Consider the following 21,066-nt stretch of genomic DNA (forward strand, 5'->3'; position numbering starts at 1 on the left):
AAAACGTTTATTCGAAACTGCCACGAATACTGCCTCAAATGCCAGGAGATAGACAGCGCAAGCAAGGCACTAGGACCTATGCTGCATTGCATATACTGCGCAGGCAAGGAATAAGGTAGCCCTGCCTGACGCCGACCGCCGTCGCCACCCTACACCAAAACCGGCTAATTTTACCCCAAGAAACATGCAGAGTCCACGCCCGCCGACGTTGCCCCGGCAGCGTCGGCAGCGCGCCCAAAGCGGCTGCCGGGATCTTGTTTTTCCAAGGAATTGCCCACTTTTGACAGGAGTTGTTCGCTGCCGGCTTTTTTTTCAGCAGGGAAGCTGTGTCAGCCGTGACGGCTGCCGGGATGCCGGTCCGGCGGCGTCGATTCCGGCTGCCGTCCAACGTCAGCCTGCCGGGTATCGTCGCTGGCCGTATCGGCGGCATCCGATTCTACCGGCGCCTCCGGCTTGGATGCAGCCGCTTCAGGGAACAGGAAGAAACGCGGCGAGGCGCTGAACCGGCGCAGTACGGCGCGGAACACCAGCCTGCGGATGCGCGCCGGTACGTCGCGCGCACGCAGGGCCAGCGTCAGCGCGCAGGCAAATGAGACGCCGACGTTCAAGACGCCGATACTGGCGATACCGGCCACCGCCAGCCAGAACTGCGGCGCCGCCAGCACTTCCCAGCCGAGGCTGCTGGCGGCAGCGGTCAGGCTGCCGGTAGCCAGCGTCACATGCCGCACATCCAGCGGCAGGCCGAAGAATTGCGCCAGCACCGGCGTCATCCCCAGCAATAAGCCTAGAGAGAGATTGCCGGCAATCTGCGCCACATTGCGGTCTAGCCAGCCGGCCCAGCGTTCGGCCCGCATCGCCCCCAGCACATACACCAGGCGACGCTGCTGCGCCAGCGCTTCACGCAGGCGGCGCAAGGCAAACCAGTTATCGGCAAAGCCTGAAGCCAGGCTCGATAGCCACAGCAGGATGCCGGTGAAAGCGGCAAACAAGGGCGTCGGCCCGATCACCGACAAGCTGTGCAGGCTGGCGCGCGCGTGTTCCGCCGTCATCATGGGAGCGTCGGTGCTCAGCATAATCAAGCCGGAAATCAGCAGCATCACCGGAATCACCCCCATCAGGTTGCCGAATACCGCTGCAGCCTGGGAACGCAGCAGCTGGGCAATTTCCGTCAGCAAGGCACGCAGGCCCTCGACCGTATCCAGCTGTCCCATCTTGGACGCCAGCACCGGCGCCGTGACCGCCGGCTGCTTGGTGGCCAGGACGCCGCCGACGGCGGAAATCGCCATGAAGCTGACAGCATAGTTGAGCGATGCAAAAATACCTTCGAAGAAACGGGCCGCACCGAGTCCCGTCACCAGCGATTTGCCGAGCACGGTGAACGCCGTGATGACGCCGCCGCGGCCGGCGGCTTTCAGCATCGCCCGGTATTCCTTGCTGTCGCGCGCGATGTAGTGTTCGCCATGGTCGGCATTGCGTTCGACCATTTTGCGCGCCAGCAGCGAGAAGCTGCGCTGGATCAGGCCGCGCACCGAAGAACGCTGATGATGCGCTGCGATCAGGTCGCCCAGCAAGGCTTGCACCTGGCCGGCGCCTGGCTCGCCCTGCTGGCCGCCATGGCCATTGCTGTAGATCATGGAGCGCATATCGGCCAGCAAGGCCATGCGCGTCAGCTGGGCGCGCATGCGCTCGACCCGGTAGACCAGGCTGACCGAGACGCCATGCTCGTCCAGATGGGCATAGATACGATCGGTCTGCGCCTGGCAGACGGCGATCAGCATGCGCACGCTGCGCAAGGCCGCTTCATCGCGCGGACTGACGTACAAATAGGTTTCCAGCTCGCGCCGCAGCACCATGAACGGTGTTGCCTGCAGCGGCATCTTGGGGTCCAGCTTCTGGCGGAAGGCCTTGCTGATGCCGTCCGCCAGCACCATGGTGGCAAGATAGATCAGCGCTTCGTCGATCTGATGCTGATAGCTGTGGGCGATGCCGTCGTCGGCCATCAGCTTCCACAGCTGCGCCACGCTGTCGCGGTCCAGCGCCAGCAACCAGTCGGCATCTTCCTGGGTTGGAAACAGTACGGTGAACAGGGCCGACAAATCCGCCTCGAACGGCGGCTTGGGCAGCACCAGCTTGACGATATGCTCGGACAGTTCGCTGAAGAAGGCAGGCTCATGCGGCAGGCCGGTGGCGCAAAACAGCTCCGGCCCGGCGGCTTCGCGCAAGGTTTTCTGCAAAGTGGCCTGGACCACCCGGCGCAGGTCGCGATTGCTGTCCAGCCATTCCAGCAGGAACCGCAAACGTTCTTGCCGGAAGCGCAGCCTGGCTTCATCGTCCAGCATGGATACCTTCGGCACGTGACGCAGCCAGTGGACCACGTCGATGATCCAGTCGGCGCGTTCCTGCCATGCGGAAAAGGGATTGGCGCGACGCATCAAAGCGTCAACTTGCCGGGTGTAGTGCAGGCTATCTGCCTGGCGTTGCTCGCCATGTCGAAACCGGCGCCACATCACGCGCAGACGGAGAAGAAGAAATTTCATTGACTATCGCTCATTGGCTATTTAGATGACGGTGGAGACATGTTGCCTGATTACCATGGCAACGTTTTAACACTGTTAAGTTGGGAGCCGTCGGGGCCAGCCAATTGGCCATCTCGTTTATACTCGGTTTTATTTGCCTACACATGACTATCCACGATGCAATCCGAGACACGTTTTGAAAGTTCCGCCAGTTACGTCGCTACCGACGACCTGAAACTGGCCGTTAATGCCGCCTTGACGCTGCAAAGGCCGCTGCTGATCAAGGGCGAGCCAGGCACCGGCAAAACCATGCTGGCGGAAGAAGTTGCCGCCGCGCTCAACATGCCCTTGATGCAATGGCATATCAAATCGACCACGAAAGCCCAGCAGGGCCTGTACGAGTACGATGCCGTGTCGCGCCTGCGCGACTCCCAGCTGGGCGACGCCAGGGTCAAGGACATTCACAATTACATCGTCAAGGGCGTCCTCTGGCAGGCCTTCAACGCGGACGAACAAGTGGTGTTGCTGATTGATGAGATCGACAAAGCGGACATCGAGTTCCCCAACGATTTGCTGCGCGAGCTCGACCGCATGGAATTTTACGTCTACGAAACACGTGAAATGGTGCGCGCCAAGCATCGGCCGCTGGTGATCATCACCTCCAACAATGAAAAGGAATTGCCGGACGCCTTCCTGCGCCGCTGCTTTTTCCATTACATCAAGTTTCCGGACAAGGCGACCATGCAAGAGATCGTCAACGTCCACTTCCCGCATTTGAAAAAGGACTTGCTGGCGCAGGCGCTGGAAACCTTTTATCAGGTGCGCGATGTGGCCGGCTTGAAAAAGAAGCCATCCACTTCCGAACTGCTGGACTGGCTCAAGCTGCTGCTGGCGGAAGACATTCCGCCGGAAGCGCTGCACAGCAGCGACGCCAAGGCCGTGGTGCCGCCCTTGCATGGCGCCTTGCTGAAGAACGAACAGGACGTGCACCTGTTCGAGCGCCTGGTTTTCATGGCAAGAAAGAACCGATAGTCTAGATATGCTGATCGATTTCTTCTTCACCCTGAAAGACGCCAAGGTCCCGGTATCGATCAAGGAATTCCTGATCCTTCTGGAAGCGCTGCAAAAGAAGGTGATTGAACCGACACTGGATAATTTTTATTATCTGGCGCGCACCACGCTGGTCAAGGACGAGGCCCACTTCGACAAGTTCGACCAGGCTTTCGGGCGTTACTTCAAAGGCATCCAGACCATCTTCGAAAAGAATGCCGAGGTCCCGCTGGACTGGCTGGTGCAGCGCATGAAGCGCGAATTGTCGCCGGAGCAACTGGCACAGCTGGAAAAGTTCGGCTATGACAAGCTGATGGACCGCCTCAAGGAATTGCTGGAAGAGCAAAAAGGCCGGCACGAAGGCGGCAACAAGTGGATAGGCACCGGCGGCACGTCGCCATTCGGCCACGGTGGCAGCAATCCCGAAGGCATCCGCATCGGCGGCAGCGGCGGCAACCGCACCGCGGTCAAGGTGTGGGATGCGCGCGCCTACCGAGATTATGACGATGAGCGTGAACTGGGCACGCGCAACATCAAGGTCGCCCTGCGTCGCCTGCGCAAGTTCGCGCGCGAAGGCATCGCCGAAGAACTGGCGCTGGACGACACCATCCGCGCCACCGCCCACAATGCCGGCTACCTCGACATCAAGATGCGGCCGGAGCGCAAGAACAATATCAAGGTGCTGATGCTGCTGGATGTCGGCGGCACCATGGACGATCATATCGCCCGCACCGAAGAACTGTTCAGCGCCGCCAAGACCGAATTCAAGAACATGGAGTTTTTCTATTTCCACAATTGCGTCTACGACTACGTGTGGAAAAACAACCAGCGCCGCCATGCCGAACGTTTCCCGACCTGGGAAATCTTGCGCAAGTACACGCCGGACACCAAGCTGATCTTTGTCGGCGACGCCACCATGAGTCCCTATGAAATCCTGCAGCCCGGCGGCTCGGTTGAGTACAACAACGAAGAGGCCGGCGCCGAATGGCTGCAGCGCTTCACCCGCGCCTTTCCCAAGTTCATCTGGCTCAATCCGGAACCTGAGGGCTTGTGGCAGTACCGGCAATCGGTGGAAGTGATACGGCAGTTGATGAGCAACCGTATGTTTCCAGTGACCATGGATGGCTTGGAACGCGGTATGCGCTTGTTAAGCAAATAAGCAGGAATGAAAATCGCCGAACCGGCGATTTTTGTGATGCTTGCTAAACCCGGTCCCGCATCGACAGGAATTTTCCCAGTGCCAGCAGGATCTGCGGCTGTTCAAGATGACGGTTCAGAAAGCCGTCGCAGCCGGCTTCGCTGGCGCGCGCCTGGTCGTAGCTGAAATCCTTGTCGCTCAAAAAAACCACGGCTACCCGGGTCTTCTTGTGCTGCTGTTTGATGTTGCTGCATAGTGCATAGGGATCGATCTGCGCCAGCCTGGGGTTGATCAGCACCACGGAAATGCTGAGCCGCGTGTAGACTTCTGCCGCCGCGTCCGGACTGCCCGCCCATTCGACCGGCACCACATGATGCGCCATGGCCATCGCCAGGTCGTCGCGGAAGGTTGATTGATTGTCGATCACCAGGATGCGGTCGCTTTGCGGCGCCTTGTTGCGCATGCGCTCGTATTCCTGCGGATCGGTGAGGTCGAGGTCAAGGCGTTCGCGCCGGCGCCGCTCAGGCACATTGTTCACCAGCGCGGCATCGGCCGGATTCTGCTTGGCCAGCATGACCAGGCGCCGCTCCATCAAGGTATCCAGCGCATCGAACAGCTTGAGCCAGCGGATCGGCCGCTCGACATTGGTGAACGGCAGATCCACATGCGGCGTCCCGACCAGCAGCGCCGGCCGCAAGTTATTCGGTTCCATGTCGGCCAGCATCGCCAGCGCTTTCAGGTCGTCGGAATTGACCAGATACAGGTCGGGTTCCTGCAGGCTGTCCGCGAATAGGCGAAAATACTGTTTCTGGCGATTTTGCTCGACCGAGAATGTGGCGTCGAAAATATTAATTTCCCGCGCAGAAAACCCGATGAAACGGATGGCGAATGGTGCGTGATGATTTTTCATTTTTATATGCCCCTGTTGCGCGGATCTCGACGAAACCATCATAGCAGCGTCTTTATTTAGCTTTTATTTTTATCAATACACTGTGCAAAAACAACAACATTTTATTGCTGATTTCCAATAAACTTCCCAAAAAATTGGCAGCAATCCCGGCTACAGGCCAGCCACCTGATTTCCGCGGCATGGCGCGCAACAGCTTGCAACTTCCGGGCCAGATCGCAAATCCATTTATTGCAAGCGCACATTGTGCCCGCCCCGGCTGCTTTTTCATTAGAATGCGGTCAGGATAATAACCAGCAATCCCGAATTTAGTTGCAAATTAACAATATTTCACATTTACCTGAACCGACTGAATGGCAACCAAAAAATCACCGCAATCCGACTATAGCGAATCATCGATCCGTGTACTGAAGGGCCTGGAGCCGGTCAAGCAACGCCCAGGCATGTACACCCGCACCGAAAATCCGTTGCATATCATCCAGGAAGTGATCGACAACGCCTCGGATGAAGCGCTCGGCGGCTATTGCAAAAATATCCTGGTGACCCTGAACACCGACGGCAGCGTCAGCGTCGAAGACGATGGCCGCGGCATTCCGGTCGGCATGCATCCTGAAGAAAAAGTGCCGACGGTGGAAATCGTGTTCACCCGCTTGCACGCCGGCGGCAAGTTCGACAAAGGCAGCGGCGGCGCCTATTCCTTTTCCGGCGGCCTGCATGGCGTCGGCGTCTCGGTCACCAACGCCCTCTCCTCGCGTCTGGAGATTACAGTGTGGCGCGAAGCTGGCGTACATCACATGGTGTTTGCCGACGGCGATGTGATTGAAAAGCTGAAATCACGGCCGATTGGGCGCGACGACAAGAAATCCGGCACCCGCGTCACCGCCTGGCCGAATCCGAAATACTTTGATTCGCCAGCTATCTCGCAACCGGAACTGCAGCGCCTGCTGCGTTCCAAGGCAGTGCTGCTGCCGGGCGTCAAGGTGACGCTGCTCAACGCCAAGACGGGCGACAGTCAGACCTGGCAATACGACCAGGGCTTGCGTGGCTACCTGATGGAATCGCTGGCGCAATCGTCGAATGCCGAACCGCTGATCCCGTTGTTCGAAGGCGAGCAATACGCCAATGCCGACGCCGAAGGTTTTGCCGAGGGCGAAGGTGCAGCCTGGGTGGTAGCCTGGACTGAGGATGGCGCCATCGTACGCGAATCTTATGTCAACCTGATCCCGACTTCGGCTGGCGGCACCCACGAATCGGGCTTGCGCGAAGGCTTGTTCGGCGCGGTCAAGAGCTTCGTCGAAATGCATTCGCTGTTGCCCAAGGGCGTCAAGCTGTTGCCGGAAGACGTGTTTGCGCGTGTCTCCTTTGTCTTGTCGGCCAAGGTGCTGGACCCGCAGTTCCAGGGCCAGATCAAGGAACGCCTGAATTCGCGCGACGCGGTGCGGCTGGTCTCGGCCTATACCCGCCCTGCGCTGGAACTGTGGCTGAACCAGCACGTCGAATACGGCAAGAAGCTGGCCGACCTGGTCATCAAGCAGGCCCAGAACCGCCTGCGCTCAGCACAAAAAGTCGAGAAGAAGAAATCTTCCGGCGTCGCCGTCTTGCCGGGCAAGCTGACCGATTGCGAATCCAGCGATATCACCCGCAATGAACTGTTTCTGGTCGAGGGCGATTCCGCCGGCGGCTCGGCGAAAATGGGGCGCGACAAAGAATTCCAGGCGATCCTGCCGTTGCGCGGCAAGGTGCTCAATTCCTGGGAAACCGAGCGCGACCGCCTGTTCGCCAACAATGAAATCCACGACATCGCCGTCGCCATCGGCGTCGATCCGCACAGCAAGACCGACACCATCGATTTCAGCGGTCTGCGCTATGGCAAGATCTGCATCCTGTCCGATGCGGACGTCGACGGCTCACACATCCAGGTACTGCTGCTGACCTTGTTCTTCCGCCATTTCCCGCAACTGATCGACCGCGGCAACATCTGCATCGCGCGGCCGCCGCTGTACCGGGTCGATGCCCCGGCGCGCGGCAAGAAGCCGGCGCAAAAGATCTACGCCCTGGACGACGGCGAACTGGAAGCGATCGAAGATAAGCTGCGCAAGGATGGCGTCAAGGATACGGCCTGGTCGATTTCGCGCTTCAAAGGTCTGGGCGAGATGAACGCCGAGCAATTGTGGGAAACCACGATGAATCCGGATACCCGGCGCCTGCTGCCGGTTTCGCTTGGCAATTTCGATCTGGAAGCCTCGGAAAATCGCTTCAATATGCTGATGGGCAAAGGCGAAGCGGCAGCACGGCGCGCCTGGATCGAAGAACATGGGAACGAGGCCGAGGCGGATATCTGAGGGCGGTGGGACGGCCGGCAAGAAATGTTGACAGATGGCAATATTAGTAACAATTTTACCGTCGGCCATCCATAACGGCGAAACGTATTATCATGAGCGCTGCTTTATAGATGCAACAGCCGTGACCCGGTATGCCGGGTTGTCAGCGCTCAACCGATCTTTCCTGCAACTGCGTCCCTGCAGCAGCAAGGGCAGCCGCCCTGTCCATGCGCATGAGTTTTACCGCAGTTCACTCCAGAACCTGCCGATACAAAGGATATTGTTTTTAATGAAATACCGTAACGCCATACGCTCGAAGCGTGGCCAGCCCTAACAGATGAATCCGTTTCGCCGTCATTTGGGCCAACTCCTTACAGCTACACTGCTGACGTTCGCATTGCTGACTTCCGTCACCAGTGCGCGCGCGGATATCTTCGGCTATATCGATGGCGACGGCATGGGCCATTTTTCGACAGAAAAGCTGGATGAGCGCTATCAGCTGTTCATGCGCGGCGACGGCGCTTTCGATTCATCCCAGCTCACCAGCAAGAGCGAGAAACCGCTCGATCCGGCGGTGCGCAACAGTCCCTTGTTCCGTTATCTGTCGCAGCATCCCAACCTGAAAAAATACGAACAGCTGGTGGATCAGGCGGCGCAGGAATTTGCGCTCGATCCGGCCTTGCTGAAGGCAGTGATGGCGGCCGAATCCGGCTTCAATCCCGGCGCCGTCTCGCCCAAGGGTGCGATCGGCCTGATGCAGATCATGCCGGCTACCGCGGAACGCTACGGCCTGAGCGGCGACAAGAAAAAGCCGATCGAGCAGAAACTGACCGACCCGCGCACCAATATCCGCCTCGGCGCGCGCTATCTGCGCGACCTGCTCAAACTCTATCCGGCCCAGCAAGAGCTGGTGATCGCCTCGTATAATGCCGGCGAAGGCGCCGTGCAAAAGTATAAGAATCAGATACCGCCCTATCCGGAAACGCGCAATTACGTGCAGCTGGTGCGCCAGTTTTACCAGCTGTACCAGCCAACCCTGGCGCAAGCCGGCGGCACCGGCGGCGCCGGCCTGAAACGCATCCAGCTGGTGATTCCCGGCCGTCGCAGCATGCCAGGCGCCAGCGCGCCGGCACCCGCCGTCGGCCTGATTCCGCCAGCGGCAGCGCTGCCCGCCGCGACCACCCCTTTAATCGAATAACCGCCCGAATCATTTACGACTCTCCATGACCGACCAAAACGATCTGTTTGCCACACCAGATGCACCAACCCCGGACGCTGAATCTTTAACCCTTGCCACCTTTGCTGAACGCGCCTATCTCGACTACGCCATTTCGGTAGTCAAGGGCCGCGCCTTGCCTGACGTCTCCGATGGCCAGAAGCCGGTTCAGCGCCGCATCCTGTATGCGATGAGCGAACTCGGCCTGAACGCCGCCGCCAAGCCGCGCAAGTCGGCGCTGGTGGTGGGCGACGTACTGGGTAAGCTGCATCCGCATGGCGACCAGTCGGTATATGACGCGCTGGTGCGCATGACCCAGAATTTCTCTTTGCGCTACCCACTGGTCGACGGCCAGGGCAATTTCGGTTCGCGCGATGGCGACGGCGCTGCGGCGATGCGTTATACCGAAGCGCGCCTAACGCCGATCGCCCGTCTGCTGCTGGAAGAAATCGACATGGGCACGGTCGATTTCCAGCCCAACTACGACGGCTCCACCGAAGAACCGAAATTGCTGCCGGCGCGCCTGCCTTTCGTCCTGCTGAACGGCGCCTCGGGGATTGCGGTCGGCCTGGCCACTGAAATTCCATCGCACAATCTGCAGGAAGTAGCCAAGGCGGCTGTCGCCCTGATCCGTAATCCGGCGCTGAGCCATGCCGAACTGATGCAAATCATTCCAGGCCCGGATTTCCCGGGCGGCGGCCAGATCATCACTTCGGCCACGGCGATTTCCGAGATGTACGAAAGCGGCCGCGGCAGCCTGAAGGTGCGCGCCACCTGGAAAATCGAAGACTTGGCGCGCGGCCAGTGGCAGGCGGTGGTCACCGAATTGCCGCCGGGCGCATCGTCGCAAAAGATCCTGGAAGAAATCGAAGAACTGACCAATCCGAAAATCAAGCTTGGCAAGAAAACCTTGACGCCTGACCAGATCGCGCTCAAGACATCGATCCTGTCGGTGCTGGATACGGTGCGCGACGAATCCGGCCGCGATGCGCCGGTACGCCTGGTGTTCGAACCGAAATCCAAGAACCTCGACCAGACCGAATTCACCAACATGTTGTTGGCCCACACTTCGCTGGAGAGCAGCGCCTCGATCAATCTGGTGATGATCGGCGGCGATGGCCGCCCGCGCCAGAAGGGTCTGGGCATGATCTTGCGCGAGTGGATCAGTTTCCGCTTTACTACCGTGACGCGGCGCTCGCAATTCAAGCTGCAGAAAATCGAAGATCGCATCCATATCCTGGAAGGGCGCGAAGCGATCCTGCTGAATATCGATAAGGTGATCAAGCTGATCCGCGAATCGGACGAGCCGAAGCCGGCGCTGATCGCTGCCTTCAACCTGTCCGACCGCCAGGCGGAAGACATCCTGGAAATCCGCCTGCGTCAGCTGGCGCGCCTGGAGTCGATCAAGATCCAGCAAGAACTGGCTGAACTGCGCAACGAAAAAGCCACGCTGCAAGATCTGCTCGACAATCCGGCTTCGATGAAGCGTTTGATCATCAAGGAAATCGAAACCGACCAGAAACAGTTCGGCGATGCCCGCCGTACCCTGATCGAAGCGGCTGAAAAAGCCGTGGTGGAAACCAAGATCATCGATGAACCGGTGACAGTCATCATTTCGCAAAAGGGCTGGGTGCGGGCACGCACCGGCCATGGTCATGACGCCGGCCAGTTCGGTTTCAAGGCCGGCGACGCCTTGTACGGCGCCTTCGAGTGCCGCACGGTCGACAACCTGCTGACCTTCGGCTCCAACGGCCGCATCTATTCAGTGTCGGTCGCGACCTTGCCTAACGCACGCGGCGACGGTGTCCCGATCACCACCCTGATCGACCTCGCCAACGGCAGCAGCATCCTGCATTACTTCGCCGGTACGCTGGATACCGTCTTGCTGCTGGCCAGCTCCGGTGGCTACGGCTTCACCGCCAAGCTCGGCGACATGCTGAGCCGGGTCAAGGCCGGCAAGGCCTATGTCACTCTGGACGAAGGCGACCTGCCGCTGCCGCCGCAAGCACTCGGCAGCACCGCCAGTGCCATCGCCTGCCTGTCGGAAAAAGGCCGCTTGCTGGTATTTGGACTGGATGAATGCAAGTCGCTCAGCAACGGCGGCCGCGGCGTGATCCTGATGGAACTGGAAGCCAACGAAAAGCTGCTGGCAGCGCAACCGATCAGCCAGCGCGGCGTGCTGGTCACCGGCATCGGCCGCGGCGGCAAGCCGCAGCAAGTGGCCCTCTCGGCCTCCGGCCTGGCGCCGCATATCGGCAAACGCGCCCGCAAAGGAAAAATGCTGGAGTCGAAACTGAAACCGGTCACCCTCACACCAGTGACGCCATAGTCCCGCAATCGGGAAGCATCCAGCTGAGCGCTTCCCAACAAAATTGGGGTCAGAGTCGAATTAATAAATTCGACTCTGACCCCAATTGTTTTCTATTTCAATTTGCCGCGGCGGGTTTTGCCTGCTCTGCTTTGACTATCGTGACTATTTCAGAGTAGCTTTTCTGCGCTACCGACTCGCACAGCGAATTCATCCCGAGCCAGGAATTGGCGTAGTAATCTTCTGCCTTGCGCTCTTGCGCGTGATAGACAATCCGTACCCCCAGCCTGTCTCGCCCTGCCAAAAAACCTAACATGACGCGCGCACCTGGCGGACGTTGGCGATAATCGGTTATCACCATTTCTGCGGTTTCCGAATCGGAGACCGCATAGCCTTGTTTCATCGCTGCATCGGCGTAGCCCTTCTCGATCAACGGCGCCACCTTCTCGTTCACCGTGCATGCTTCTTTGCAGTCCCAGTGTATCGCCAGTTTTGGTACTTGCATTCCGATATGCGGCTTGGGCAGAACCGGACTCTCGACATCTTGCACTTGCACTGGCGCCTGCATTTCAGGTTGCGATGCGACCGGATCAGCCGCAGTATTTTCTGCCGGCGTCATTTGCGCATATGCCAGTCCCGAGACGCCGGCATACAGCACCGAGCATAGAATTAATGAACCCCTTTTCATGATTTCCCTTTTTATTATGGATAAATTATTGTGATTGCTTGCTGTCAAAATTTGATGCGTCCTATTGCAAACGCATCGCACTACAAAAACCAAGGCGTCAACGACAGTGCTGAAGATAAAAAAACCGGCCCCCTTCATTACGAAGGGTCCGGCTTCAGCATCCTATATTACGGCGACGCGCACTCAGGTGATGCACAAGCTGCGTAATTCGGCAGCGAACCGCTCTACCGTCTCTTGCTGCGTATCCCATGCGCACATCAGGCGACAGCCGCCGGCGCCGATAAACTGATAGAACTTCCAGCCGCGCGCGCGCATGGCCTTGGCGGCGTGATCCGGCAACTCGGCAAAGACCGCATTCGCCTGCGGCTCGAACAACACCTTGACGCCGGCAATGTCCAGCAGGCGCTGGTGCAGCAGCCTGGCCATGGCATTGGCGTGGCGCGCATTGCGCAGCCAGACGTCGTTGTCCAGCAAGCCCGGCCACGGTGCTGAGATAAAGCGCATCTTGGACGCCAGCTGGCCTGCCTGCTTGACGCGATAGGCGAAATCCTCGGCCAGCTTCTTGTCGAAGAAAACGACAACCTCGCCGACCGGCAAGCCGTTCTTGGTACCGCCGAAGCACAGCACGTCGACACCGGCGCGCCAGGTGATTTCAGAGGGATCGACATCGAGCGCTGCTACGGCATTAGCGAAACGCGCGCCATCCATATGCACCCGTAACTGCCGCCGCTTGGCGATTGCCGCGATCGCGCGCACTTCTTCCACCGTGTAGACGGTGCCGACTTCGGTCGATTGCGTGATGCTGACCACTTTCGGCCGCGGGTAATGGATGTCGGCGCGCTTGGTCACCAGCGCCTCGATCGCATCCGGCGTCAGCTTGCCGTTTTCACCCTTGGCGGTCAGCAGTTTCGAGCCGTTGGAAAAGAACTCGGGGCCGCCGCATTCATCGGTTTCGATATGCGCCAGCTCATGGCAGATCACCGAGTGATACGACTGGCATAAGGAGGCCAGCGCCAGCGAGTTGGCGGCGGTGCCATTGAAGACGAAGAAAACCTCGCAATCGGTCTGAAACAGATCGCGCATGCGGTCGCATACGCGCTGGGTCCAGGCGTCGTCGCCATAGGACGGTTCGTGGCCGCTGTCGTTGCTCTTCAGCAGATAGTCCAGCGCTTCAGGGCAAATACCAGCCTGGTTATCGGAAGCAAAATGTTGCAAGGACGGCGGCACGAACGATTCCATGGACAGTCAGCCTTTTAAGAAATTGGGGACAGAGGTGCGCGGCAAGTGTTTAAGAGCCACCGTAGCGTGGCGAATTACTCTGTCCTCAACTGATTAGATTTTCGAAGCGATCAGCTTGCCCAGCTTCTCGATGCCTTCGCGGATCTTGGCAGGCGGCACGGTGACGAAGCTCAGGCGCAGCGTGTGCTGTTCCGGCGTATTGCCATAGAATGGGCCGCCCGGCACAAACGCCACGTGCTGCTCGACTGCTTCCGCCAACAGCTTGGTGCTGTCGATATGCTTAGGCAGGGTCACCCAGATGAACATGCCGCCTTCCGGGCGAGTCCAGCTGACGCCGCTCGGGAAGTAGGTCTGCAGCGCATCCAGCATGGCGTCGCACTGGTCCGAGTAGAGCTTGCGGATGGTCGGGATATGTTGGTCGAGGAAACCGTCCTTGATGGTTTCGTACACCACCATCTGCGTCAGCTGCGAAGTGTGCAGGTCGGTGGCTTGCTTGGCCTGTTCCATCTTCTCGATCAGCGCGCGCGGGGCGACCACGTAACCAAGGCGGATGCCTGGCGTCAGAATCTTGGAAAAGGAACCCATGTAGATCACGCCACCCGGATTCATGCTGAGCATCTTCGGCAGCGGTTCGGCGCGATAGCTGAGAGCGCCGTATGGATCGTCCTCGATCAGCGGCAAGCCGAGCTGGGCGCAGATATTCACCAGGGCCTGGCGGCGTTCCACCGACAAGGTACGGCCGGTCGGGTTCTGGAAATTCGGCAAGGCATACAGCATGCGTGCGCCCTGGCCCAGGGTTGCCACGGTTTCCGGCATCAGGCCGCCGTCATCGCTAGGCACCGAAACGAATTCGGGACCGTACAGTGAAAACGCCTGCAAGGCGCCCAGGTAACTTGGCGTTTCAACCAGCACTTTACTGCCTTCGTCGATCAGCACTTTGCCCAGCAGATCCAGGCCTTGCTGCGAACCGGAAGTCATCATGACCTGATTCGCGTTGATCTTGGCGCCATCGGTCGACAGCGAATTGGCCACCCACTCGCGCAACGGACCATAGCCGTCGGTCGGGCCGTACTGCAGCGCGACCTTGCCTTGGTCCGACAAGACCTTGTCGAAGGCGACCTTCAGGCGCTCGACCGGGAAAGTCGCCGGCGACGGCAAGCCACCGGCGAAGGAAATGATTTCCGGACGCATGGTGATCTTGAGGATTTCGCGGATGGCCGAGCTTTGCAGCTTCTGTGCACGTTCCGAGAAACGCCATTGCAGCGGGGTTGGGTTTTCGATTTTCATACAATTCTCTTCAAGTGATCTTGTTTTAAGAGGCAGCTGTCGATCGCCGCGGCTGATGAATTGTCATAGCCGGATCTGATTCGCAACCGCCCAAGGTTCTTATGATCTGCCGTCTCCTGGGCCGGCAGCGCGGTTAGCGCTACCAGTACTGCGAGCCTTATTCGATTTCAGCAATCATTTCGATTTCTACGCAGGCGCCCAACGGCAGCTGTGCCACACCGAAAGCGGAACGGGCATGCTTGCCCTGCTCGCCAAACACTTCGCCGATCAGTTCGGAGGCACCGTTGGTGACCAGATGCTGCTCCGTAAAATCAGGCGTCGAGTTCACCAGGCTCATCAGCTTGACGACCCGTTTGACGCGCAACAGATCGCCGCCGCAAGCAGCTTGCAAGGTAGCGATCAGGTCAACCGCAATGCCGCGTGCGGCCTGCTTGGCTTCTTCGGTCGTGATGTCCTTGCCGAGTTGCCCGACCCAGATCTTGCCGTCCTTCTTGGACAGATGACCGGACAGGTAGACCGTATTGCCGCTTTGGGCATACATCACATAAGCAGCCGCAGGCGCAGCGACGGCCGGCAAAGTGATGTTCAGGGCTTGCAACTTTTCATATACAGACATCAGATACTCCGAAAAATATGATCATTTGCCAACGCTTGTGACGCCAGCAGCAATGACAGGGTAAATGGGATAACACCGGGCTCAGGCCATGTTACTGAGGCGGGGAAGCCAACAATTATCTCACCCTCAGGCCGAGTTGGCGACCAGTGCAGCGTTATATTTTGCCATCCTATTTTTCGGAAACATCAGGCTGGCTGACGCCGCACCGCCATTTTGCGGCCAAAGCCAACGACGATCAGCACTGCCAGCGCAAACAGCAGATTGCGTCCCGCCAGCGCTTCCCCGAGCAGCAACGCCGCTCCCAGCAATGTCATAAACGGCTGCAATAATTGCACTTGGCCAACACGCGCGATGCCGCCCAGGGCCAAGCCCTTGTACCAAAAGAAAAAGCCGATGAACATCGAGAACAGCGAAACGTAGGCAAAGCCCAGCCAGGCCTTGGGCGAAGCGCTGATCCCATAGCGCCAGCCGAGCCAGGCGGTAATCGGCAACAGGACCGGCAGCGACAGCAGCAAGGCCCAGCCGATCACTTGCTGGCCGCCCATGGTTTGCGCCAGGCGGCCACCTTCGGCATAGCCCATGGCGGCGGCCACCACGGCCGCCAGCAGCGCCAGGTCGGCCATCTGCAAGCCGCCACCACCCTGACTGAGTGCAAAAACAACAACAATTCCGCTGCCGGCGACGGCGGCAATCCAGAATCCGGTCGAGGGTCGCTCGCCAAAGCGCAGCGCCGCAAACATCGCCGTCGCCAGCGGCAGGATGCCGAGCACGATGGCGCCGTGCGCAGCTGGCACGTAGCGCATCGCCACCGACGAAAACACGGGGAAGCCGACCACCACGCCGAGCGCTGTCAGCGCCAGCGCTTTCCACTGCGCACCGTGCGGCCGGGCTGCCTTCAGCTTCCATAGCAGCGGGACGGAACACAAGGCCGCCACCACCGCCCGGCCGAAGGCGACAAATACTGGATTCAGTTCCGCCACCGCCATCCGCGTAAACGGCAACGTCAGGCTGAATATAGCCACCCCGACCAGCCCCAGCCACATGCCCTTCGATTCGTCTGTCATGTCGCCTGTCTTCTATTTATCGATGGATTGGATTGAAGCGGGACGATCTTGCCCTCAGAGCCAGATCGACACCGCAGAATAAATGGTCAGCAGCACCATCACTGCACAAAAGCTGCGTTGCCACACAGGTTGTCCCAGATAACGCCGCAGCACCGAACCGGCGGCGGCCCAGACGCCCACGCATGGCAGGTTGATCACCGAGAAAATCAGGCAGTACAAGCCAATCGACAGCCAGATCGGCTGCAGCGGCGGCAGGAATGCCGAGGCGCTGGTGATGGCCATGATCCAGGCCTTGGGGTTGGCAGCCTGGAAAGCCGCCGCGCCCAAAAAGGTCATCGGTTTGTGACCGCTTTCCAGCTCGGACTTGAAAGACATCTTGCGCAGCTTCCAGGCCAGGTACAGCAGATAGGCCGAGCCAAGGGTTTTGAGGATCACGTGGATCGATGGCACGGCCAGCACCAGGCTGCCGATGCCCACCGCGCACAGTACCAGCATCACGCCAAAACCGAAGGTCACGCCCAGCATGTGCGGCACCGTCCGGCTGAAACCGAACATGATGCCGGACGAGGTCAGCATGATGTTGTTGGGGCCCGGTGTGATCGACGACACAAAGGCGAACACGGCCAGCGGCAGCAAGGTCTCCAGCAGCATCATGACACGCTGGTGGCAGGATGGAAGCCAGGACCGCGCAGGCGCGCCAGCAAGGCCCGCAGGATGCTCGGCCTGCCACGGTGGCGCTGCGGCAGGCCGCTCAGGCTGATGCGGCTGTTGCCGGGATCGGACTCGACCACCACCATCCGCCCCGGCAGCAGGGTCAGCGCACGGCCGGCGTGCAGCCAGTGATCTTCCGGCTGCCCTTCAAAAGTCACCCAGACGCGGCCGCTGACCACCTTCAGTATCAACTGCTGCTCGGTGACGCCGGACAGCACGCTGCCGCCGGACAAGGTATGAGACTGTTGCTCGAATAGTGTTTGCATGGCGCACTCGCTTCCTGATTTGCAGCATTGAGGATTTAGGTCTATGCTAAGCCAATATACCAATACAGTACCAATACAGTTAAACAAGTAATTTCTGACATTGTCTCGGCCAAACCACCAATACAGTGACCATCACAGTGACCAACACAGCCCCTCCCCGCAAGCTGAGCAGCAGCCAACTGCCCCAGCTGCCATCTGCCACGCAGCCGCTGTCGCGCGATAGCGATACCTCGCTGGTCGAACAGATCGTGCGCAGCATTGAATCCCGCATCAGCGACCGCCTGCTGCGCAGCGGCGCGCGCATGCCGTCGATCCGCCAGTTTGCCGACAGCCACAGCGTGTCGCGCTTCACGGTGGTGGAAGCCTACGACCGGCTGGTGGCCAAGGGCTGCCTGGAATCGCGCCGCGGCTCCGGCTTTTACGTGCGCGAGCGTTCGCCGCTGTTGGCCGAACGCGGCAGCAATGCCGCAAGCGACAAGCAGCCGCAACTGATCGACGTGGTCTGGCTGGTGCGCAATATGCACCAGCAGGCGCCGAACAAGAAAATGCCCGGCTCCGGCATGTTTCCCAGCGAGTGGCTGGACGCCGACCTGATCGCCAACGCCCTGCGCAGCATCAGCCGGCAGAATCCGGCGCAACTGCTTTCCTACGGCATCCCGCAAGGCTTCCTGCCGCTGCGCCAGCAATTGCAGCTGAAGATGGCCGAACTGGAAATCGCCGCTACACCGGAACAGTTCGTCACAACGACAGGCGTAACCCAGGGGCTGGACCTGGTGGCGCGCCACTTTACCCAGCCCGGTGATGTGATCCTGGTCGACGACCCGTCCTGGTTCCTGATGTTTGCGTCGTTCGCCGCGCTGGGCGCCAGGGTGGTCGGCGTGCCGCGCCTGGCCGACGGCCCGGACATGGCCAAGCTGGCCGAGCTGGTCGCGCTACACAAGCCCAAGCTGTACGTGCTGGTGTCGGTGCTGCACAACCCGACTTCGACCTCGCTGTCGGCAGCCAAGGCGTTCCAGATTCTCAAGCTGGCTGAAGAACATGATTTCATGATTGTCGAGGACGACATCTATTGCGATATGCACCCAGGTTCGGCGGTACAGCCGGCGACCCGCATTGCCTCGCTCGACCAGCTCAACCGCGTGATCTACATGGGCGGCTTTTCGAAGACGCTCTCGCCCAACCTGCGTTCCGGCTTCATCGCCACCTCGCTCGAGCTGGCCCAGCACTTTGCCGACCGCAAGATGCTGACCAACCTGACCAGCGCTGAAGTCGGCGAACGGGTGGTCTATAAAATCCTCTCCGAAGGCCATTACCGCAAGCATCTGGACCGCTTGCGCAGCAAGCTCGACAGCGTGCGCGACCGCACCATCCGGCAGATGGAAAGGATAGGCATGACGGTCGACATCAGCACCCCGGCCGGCATCTTTGTCTGGGCCGATACCGGCCACGACACCAATGTGATGGCGGAAAAAGCTTTGGCGGAGGGCTTCCTGCTGGCGCCCGGCGCCCTGTTCTCGCCCAGCCAGCTGCCCTCCTCGCGCATGCGAATCAACGTGGCAGCGATGTCAGACCCCGCCATCTGGCGCTTCCTGGAACAGGAATGTGGCAAGTGAGCGCGACAAATAAGCGTGACAAATAAGCAAGTTAAGCAGCCGCCACCCAATCCACTCTTGTAAAATCCGGATTGCTCCCCATTTTTTGACCAATGCACAGGATGAAAGCAGCGCCAAACAGGCCGCTTTGCCTTTTTATTGCTAACTTTGTCGTTTTAACATCATCTTTTCTACGTTTATATAGAGGAAACAATGGCCGTATCCGAAAAGCAAACCCTTGGTTTTCAGGCAGAAGTAAAGCAGCTGCTGCAATTGATGATCCACTCGCTGTACTCCAACAAGGAAATTTTCCTGCGCGAGCTGGTTTCCAATGCATCCGATGCCGCCGACAAGCTGCGCTTTGAAGCGATCAACAACGGCGCCCTGTTCGAGAACGATCCTGAACTGAAGATCAAGGTCGCCTTCGACAAGGCTGCGCGCACCATCACGATCTCGGACAACGGCATCGGCATGAGCCGCGATGAAGCCATCTCGCACCTGGGCACCATCGCCAAATCCGGCACCAAGGAATTCTTCTCGAAACTGTCCGGCGACCAGCAAAAGGATGCGGCGCTGATCGGCCAGTTCGGCGTCGGCTTCTACTCTGCCTTCATCATCGCTGACAAGATCACGGTCGACACCCGCCGCGCAGGCGCCAGCGCCACCGAAGGCGTGCGCTGGGAATCCACCGGCGCCGGCGATTTCAGCATCGAAGCGATCGACAAGCCATCGCGCGGTACCGACATCGTCCTCCATCTGCGCGAAGGCGAGGATGAATACCTGTCCGCCTGGAAGCTGAAATCCATTATCCGCAAATATTCCGACCATATCTCGCTGCCGATCGTGATGCAGAAAGAAGAATGGGACGAAGAAAAGAAAGAAACCGTCGTCAAGGATGAGTTCGAGACCGTCAACCAGGCCAGCGCACTATGGGCCCGCAGCAAGTCCGACATCACCGAAGAACAGTACGTCGAATTCTACAAGCACGTTTCGCACGATTTCGAAGCGCCGCTGACCTACACCCACAACCGGGTTGAAGGCCGCAGCGAATACACGCAGCTGCTGTATGTGCCAAGCCGCGCCCCGTTCGACCTGTGGGACCGCAACAAGCGCGGCGGCATCAAGCTGTACGTCAAGCGCGTCTTCATCATGGACGACGCCGAGCAGCTGATGCCGGTCTACCTGCGCTTCGTCAAGGGCGTGATCGATTCCAGCGACCTGCCATTGAACGTGTCGCGTGAAATCCTGCAGGAATCGCGCGATGTGCGCGTGATCCGCGAAGGCTCGACCAAGCGCGTACTGGGCTTGCTGGAAGAACTGGCCAACAGCGACGACCAGGCGCAAAAAGACAAGTACGCCAGCTTCTGGAAAGAGTTCGGCCAGGTCCTGAAAGAAGGTATAGGCGAAGATGCAACCAACAAGGACCGCATCGCCAAGCTGCTGCGCTTTGCCTCCACCAGCAACGACGGCGATGCACAGACCGTATCCTTCGCCGACTACATCGGCCGCATGAAAGAAGGCCAGGACAAGATCTATTACGCTACCGGTGAAACCTTTGCCGCCGCCAAGAACAGCCCGCACCTGGAAATCTTCCGCAAAAAGGGCGTAGAAGTCTTGCTGCTGACCGACCGCGTCGACGAATGGATGCTGTCCTTCCTGCAGGATTTCGAAGGCAAGGAACTGGCCTCGGTGGCCAAGGGCGGCCTCGATCTCGGCACCCTGGAAGATGAAGCCGAGAAGAAGCAGCATGAAGAAACCGAAACCCAGTTCAAGGATCTGGTTGAGAAGATGAAAGCCGCCCTGGCCGATAAAGCCAAGGACGTGCGCGTCACCTTCCGCCTGACCGATTCGCCAGCCTGTCTGGTGGCCGATGAAAACGAACTGTCGGGTAACCTGTTACGCATGCTCAAGGCCGCCGGCCAGGAAGCACCGGATTCCAAGCCTATTCTGGAAATCAATCCGGACCATCCACTGGTGCAGCGCCTGAAGTATGAAGAAGCCAAGTTCGGCGACTGGTCGCATATCCTGTTCGACCAGGCCCTGCTGGCGGAAGGCGGCGCCCTGGCGGATCCGGCCGGTTTCGTCAAGCGTTTGAATGAAATGCTGCTGGGTATGACCGGCAAGTAATCCCAGAGCGGTTTGCCGCC

17 protein-coding genes are annotated in these 21,066 nt (G+C 59.3%); 7 read left to right on the top strand and 10 right to left on the bottom strand.

Annotation, left to right across the window (positions count from 1 at the left end):
• Positions 1-329 precede the first annotated feature (329 nt).
• Entirely contained in the window at positions 330-2,537 is a 2,208-nt protein-coding gene (locus CPter91_RS15135) for a site-specific recombinase (protein ID WP_061941668.1), read from the bottom strand.
• A gap of 156 nt (positions 2,538-2,693) precedes the next feature.
• Between CPter91_RS15135 and CPter91_RS15140 the strand changes: the two genes are divergently transcribed.
• Positions 2,694-3,548, top strand: coding sequence for an AAA family ATPase (locus tag CPter91_RS15140; protein WP_061941670.1), 855 nt, complete (start codon positions 2,694-2,696; stop codon positions 3,546-3,548).
• A 7-nt stretch (positions 3,549-3,555) separates the two neighbouring features.
• On the top strand, positions 3,556-4,725 hold the full coding sequence (locus tag CPter91_RS15145) for a vWA domain-containing protein (protein WP_061941672.1): 1,170 nt from the start codon (positions 3,556-3,558) through the stop codon (positions 4,723-4,725).
• Positions 4,726-4,768: 43 nt separating this feature from the next.
• Here CPter91_RS15145 and CPter91_RS15150 read toward each other — a convergent pair whose 3' ends face one another.
• Positions 4,769-5,614: a response regulator gene (locus CPter91_RS15150; RefSeq protein WP_061941674.1), complete on the bottom strand. Its 846-nt coding sequence runs from the start codon at positions 5,612-5,614 to the stop codon at positions 4,769-4,771.
• Positions 5,615-5,666: 52 nt separating this feature from the next.
• Complete coding sequence (locus CPter91_RS26550) at positions 5,667-5,882, bottom strand: hypothetical protein (RefSeq protein WP_150119712.1); 216 nt, start codon at positions 5,880-5,882, stop codon at positions 5,667-5,669.
• A gap of 82 nt (positions 5,883-5,964) precedes the next feature.
• On the opposite strand from CPter91_RS26550, the gene CPter91_RS15155 reads away from it, so the two are divergent.
• The 3 genes from CPter91_RS15155 to parC all read left to right on the top strand — a co-directional run bounded on the left by CPter91_RS15155 (position 5,965) and on the right by parC (position 11,477).
• Positions 5,965-7,953 (top strand): DNA topoisomerase IV subunit B, encoded by a 1,989-nt coding sequence (locus CPter91_RS15155; RefSeq protein ID WP_061941676.1) that lies wholly within the window; start codon positions 5,965-5,967, stop codon positions 7,951-7,953.
• A 316-nt stretch (positions 7,954-8,269) separates the two neighbouring features.
• Positions 8,270-9,130, top strand: coding sequence for a lytic transglycosylase domain-containing protein (locus CPter91_RS15160; protein ID WP_061941678.1), 861 nt, complete (start codon positions 8,270-8,272; stop codon positions 9,128-9,130).
• A 25-nt stretch (positions 9,131-9,155) separates the two neighbouring features.
• Complete coding sequence (gene parC / locus CPter91_RS15165) at positions 9,156-11,477, top strand: DNA topoisomerase IV subunit A (protein WP_061941680.1); 2,322 nt, start codon at positions 9,156-9,158, stop codon at positions 11,475-11,477.
• A gap of 97 nt (positions 11,478-11,574) precedes the next feature.
• On the opposite strand, the gene CPter91_RS15170 is transcribed toward parC, so the two are convergent.
• From CPter91_RS15170 to CPter91_RS15200, 7 genes are all read right to left on the bottom strand, one after another.
• Complete coding sequence (locus CPter91_RS15170) at positions 11,575-12,144, bottom strand: hypothetical protein (protein WP_205631607.1); 570 nt, start codon at positions 12,142-12,144, stop codon at positions 11,575-11,577.
• Between the two features lie 183 nt (positions 12,145-12,327).
• A complete protein-coding gene (locus CPter91_RS15175; protein WP_061946279.1) occupies positions 12,328-13,359 on the bottom strand; it encodes a threonine aldolase family protein in 1,032 nt (343 codons plus the stop codon).
• 117 nt (positions 13,360-13,476) lie between these two features.
• The gene (locus tag CPter91_RS15180; protein WP_061941683.1) at positions 13,477-14,670 is read right to left on the bottom strand and encodes an aminotransferase-like domain-containing protein; all 1,194 of its coding nucleotides are present in this window, start codon (positions 14,668-14,670) and stop codon (positions 13,477-13,479) included.
• A gap of 157 nt (positions 14,671-14,827) precedes the next feature.
• Positions 14,828-15,286: a RidA family protein gene (locus CPter91_RS15185; RefSeq protein WP_038488171.1), complete on the bottom strand. Its 459-nt coding sequence runs from the start codon at positions 15,284-15,286 to the stop codon at positions 14,828-14,830.
• 185 nt (positions 15,287-15,471) lie between these two features.
• Entirely contained in the window at positions 15,472-16,350 is an 879-nt protein-coding gene (locus CPter91_RS15190) for a DMT family transporter (protein ID WP_061941685.1), read from the bottom strand.
• A gap of 54 nt (positions 16,351-16,404) precedes the next feature.
• Positions 16,405-17,001: a LysE family translocator gene (locus tag CPter91_RS15195; RefSeq protein WP_197481716.1), complete on the bottom strand. Its 597-nt coding sequence runs from the start codon at positions 16,999-17,001 to the stop codon at positions 16,405-16,407.
• Positions 17,001-17,327 (bottom strand): DUF2917 domain-containing protein, encoded by a 327-nt coding sequence (locus CPter91_RS15200; RefSeq protein ID WP_082792867.1) that lies wholly within the window; start codon positions 17,325-17,327, stop codon positions 17,001-17,003. The genes CPter91_RS15195 and CPter91_RS15200 overlap by 1 nt, the downstream gene beginning before the upstream one ends.
• A gap of 137 nt (positions 17,328-17,464) precedes the next feature.
• Here CPter91_RS15200 and CPter91_RS15205 point away from each other — a divergent pair, with 137 nt between their 5' ends.
• Together CPter91_RS15205 and htpG are read left to right on the top strand one after the other, a co-directional pair.
• Complete coding sequence (locus CPter91_RS15205) at positions 17,465-18,940, top strand: aminotransferase-like domain-containing protein (protein ID WP_061946284.1); 1,476 nt, start codon at positions 17,465-17,467, stop codon at positions 18,938-18,940.
• Positions 18,941-19,132: 192 nt separating this feature from the next.
• A complete protein-coding gene (gene htpG / locus CPter91_RS15210) occupies positions 19,133-21,046 on the top strand; it encodes a molecular chaperone HtpG (RefSeq protein ID WP_061941688.1) in 1,914 nt (637 codons plus the stop codon).
• Positions 21,047-21,066 lie beyond the last annotated feature (20 nt).

The sequence above is a fragment of the Collimonas pratensis genome (assembly GCF_001584185.1).
Taxonomy (GTDB): Bacteria; Pseudomonadota; Gammaproteobacteria; order Burkholderiales; family Burkholderiaceae_D; genus Collimonas; species Collimonas pratensis.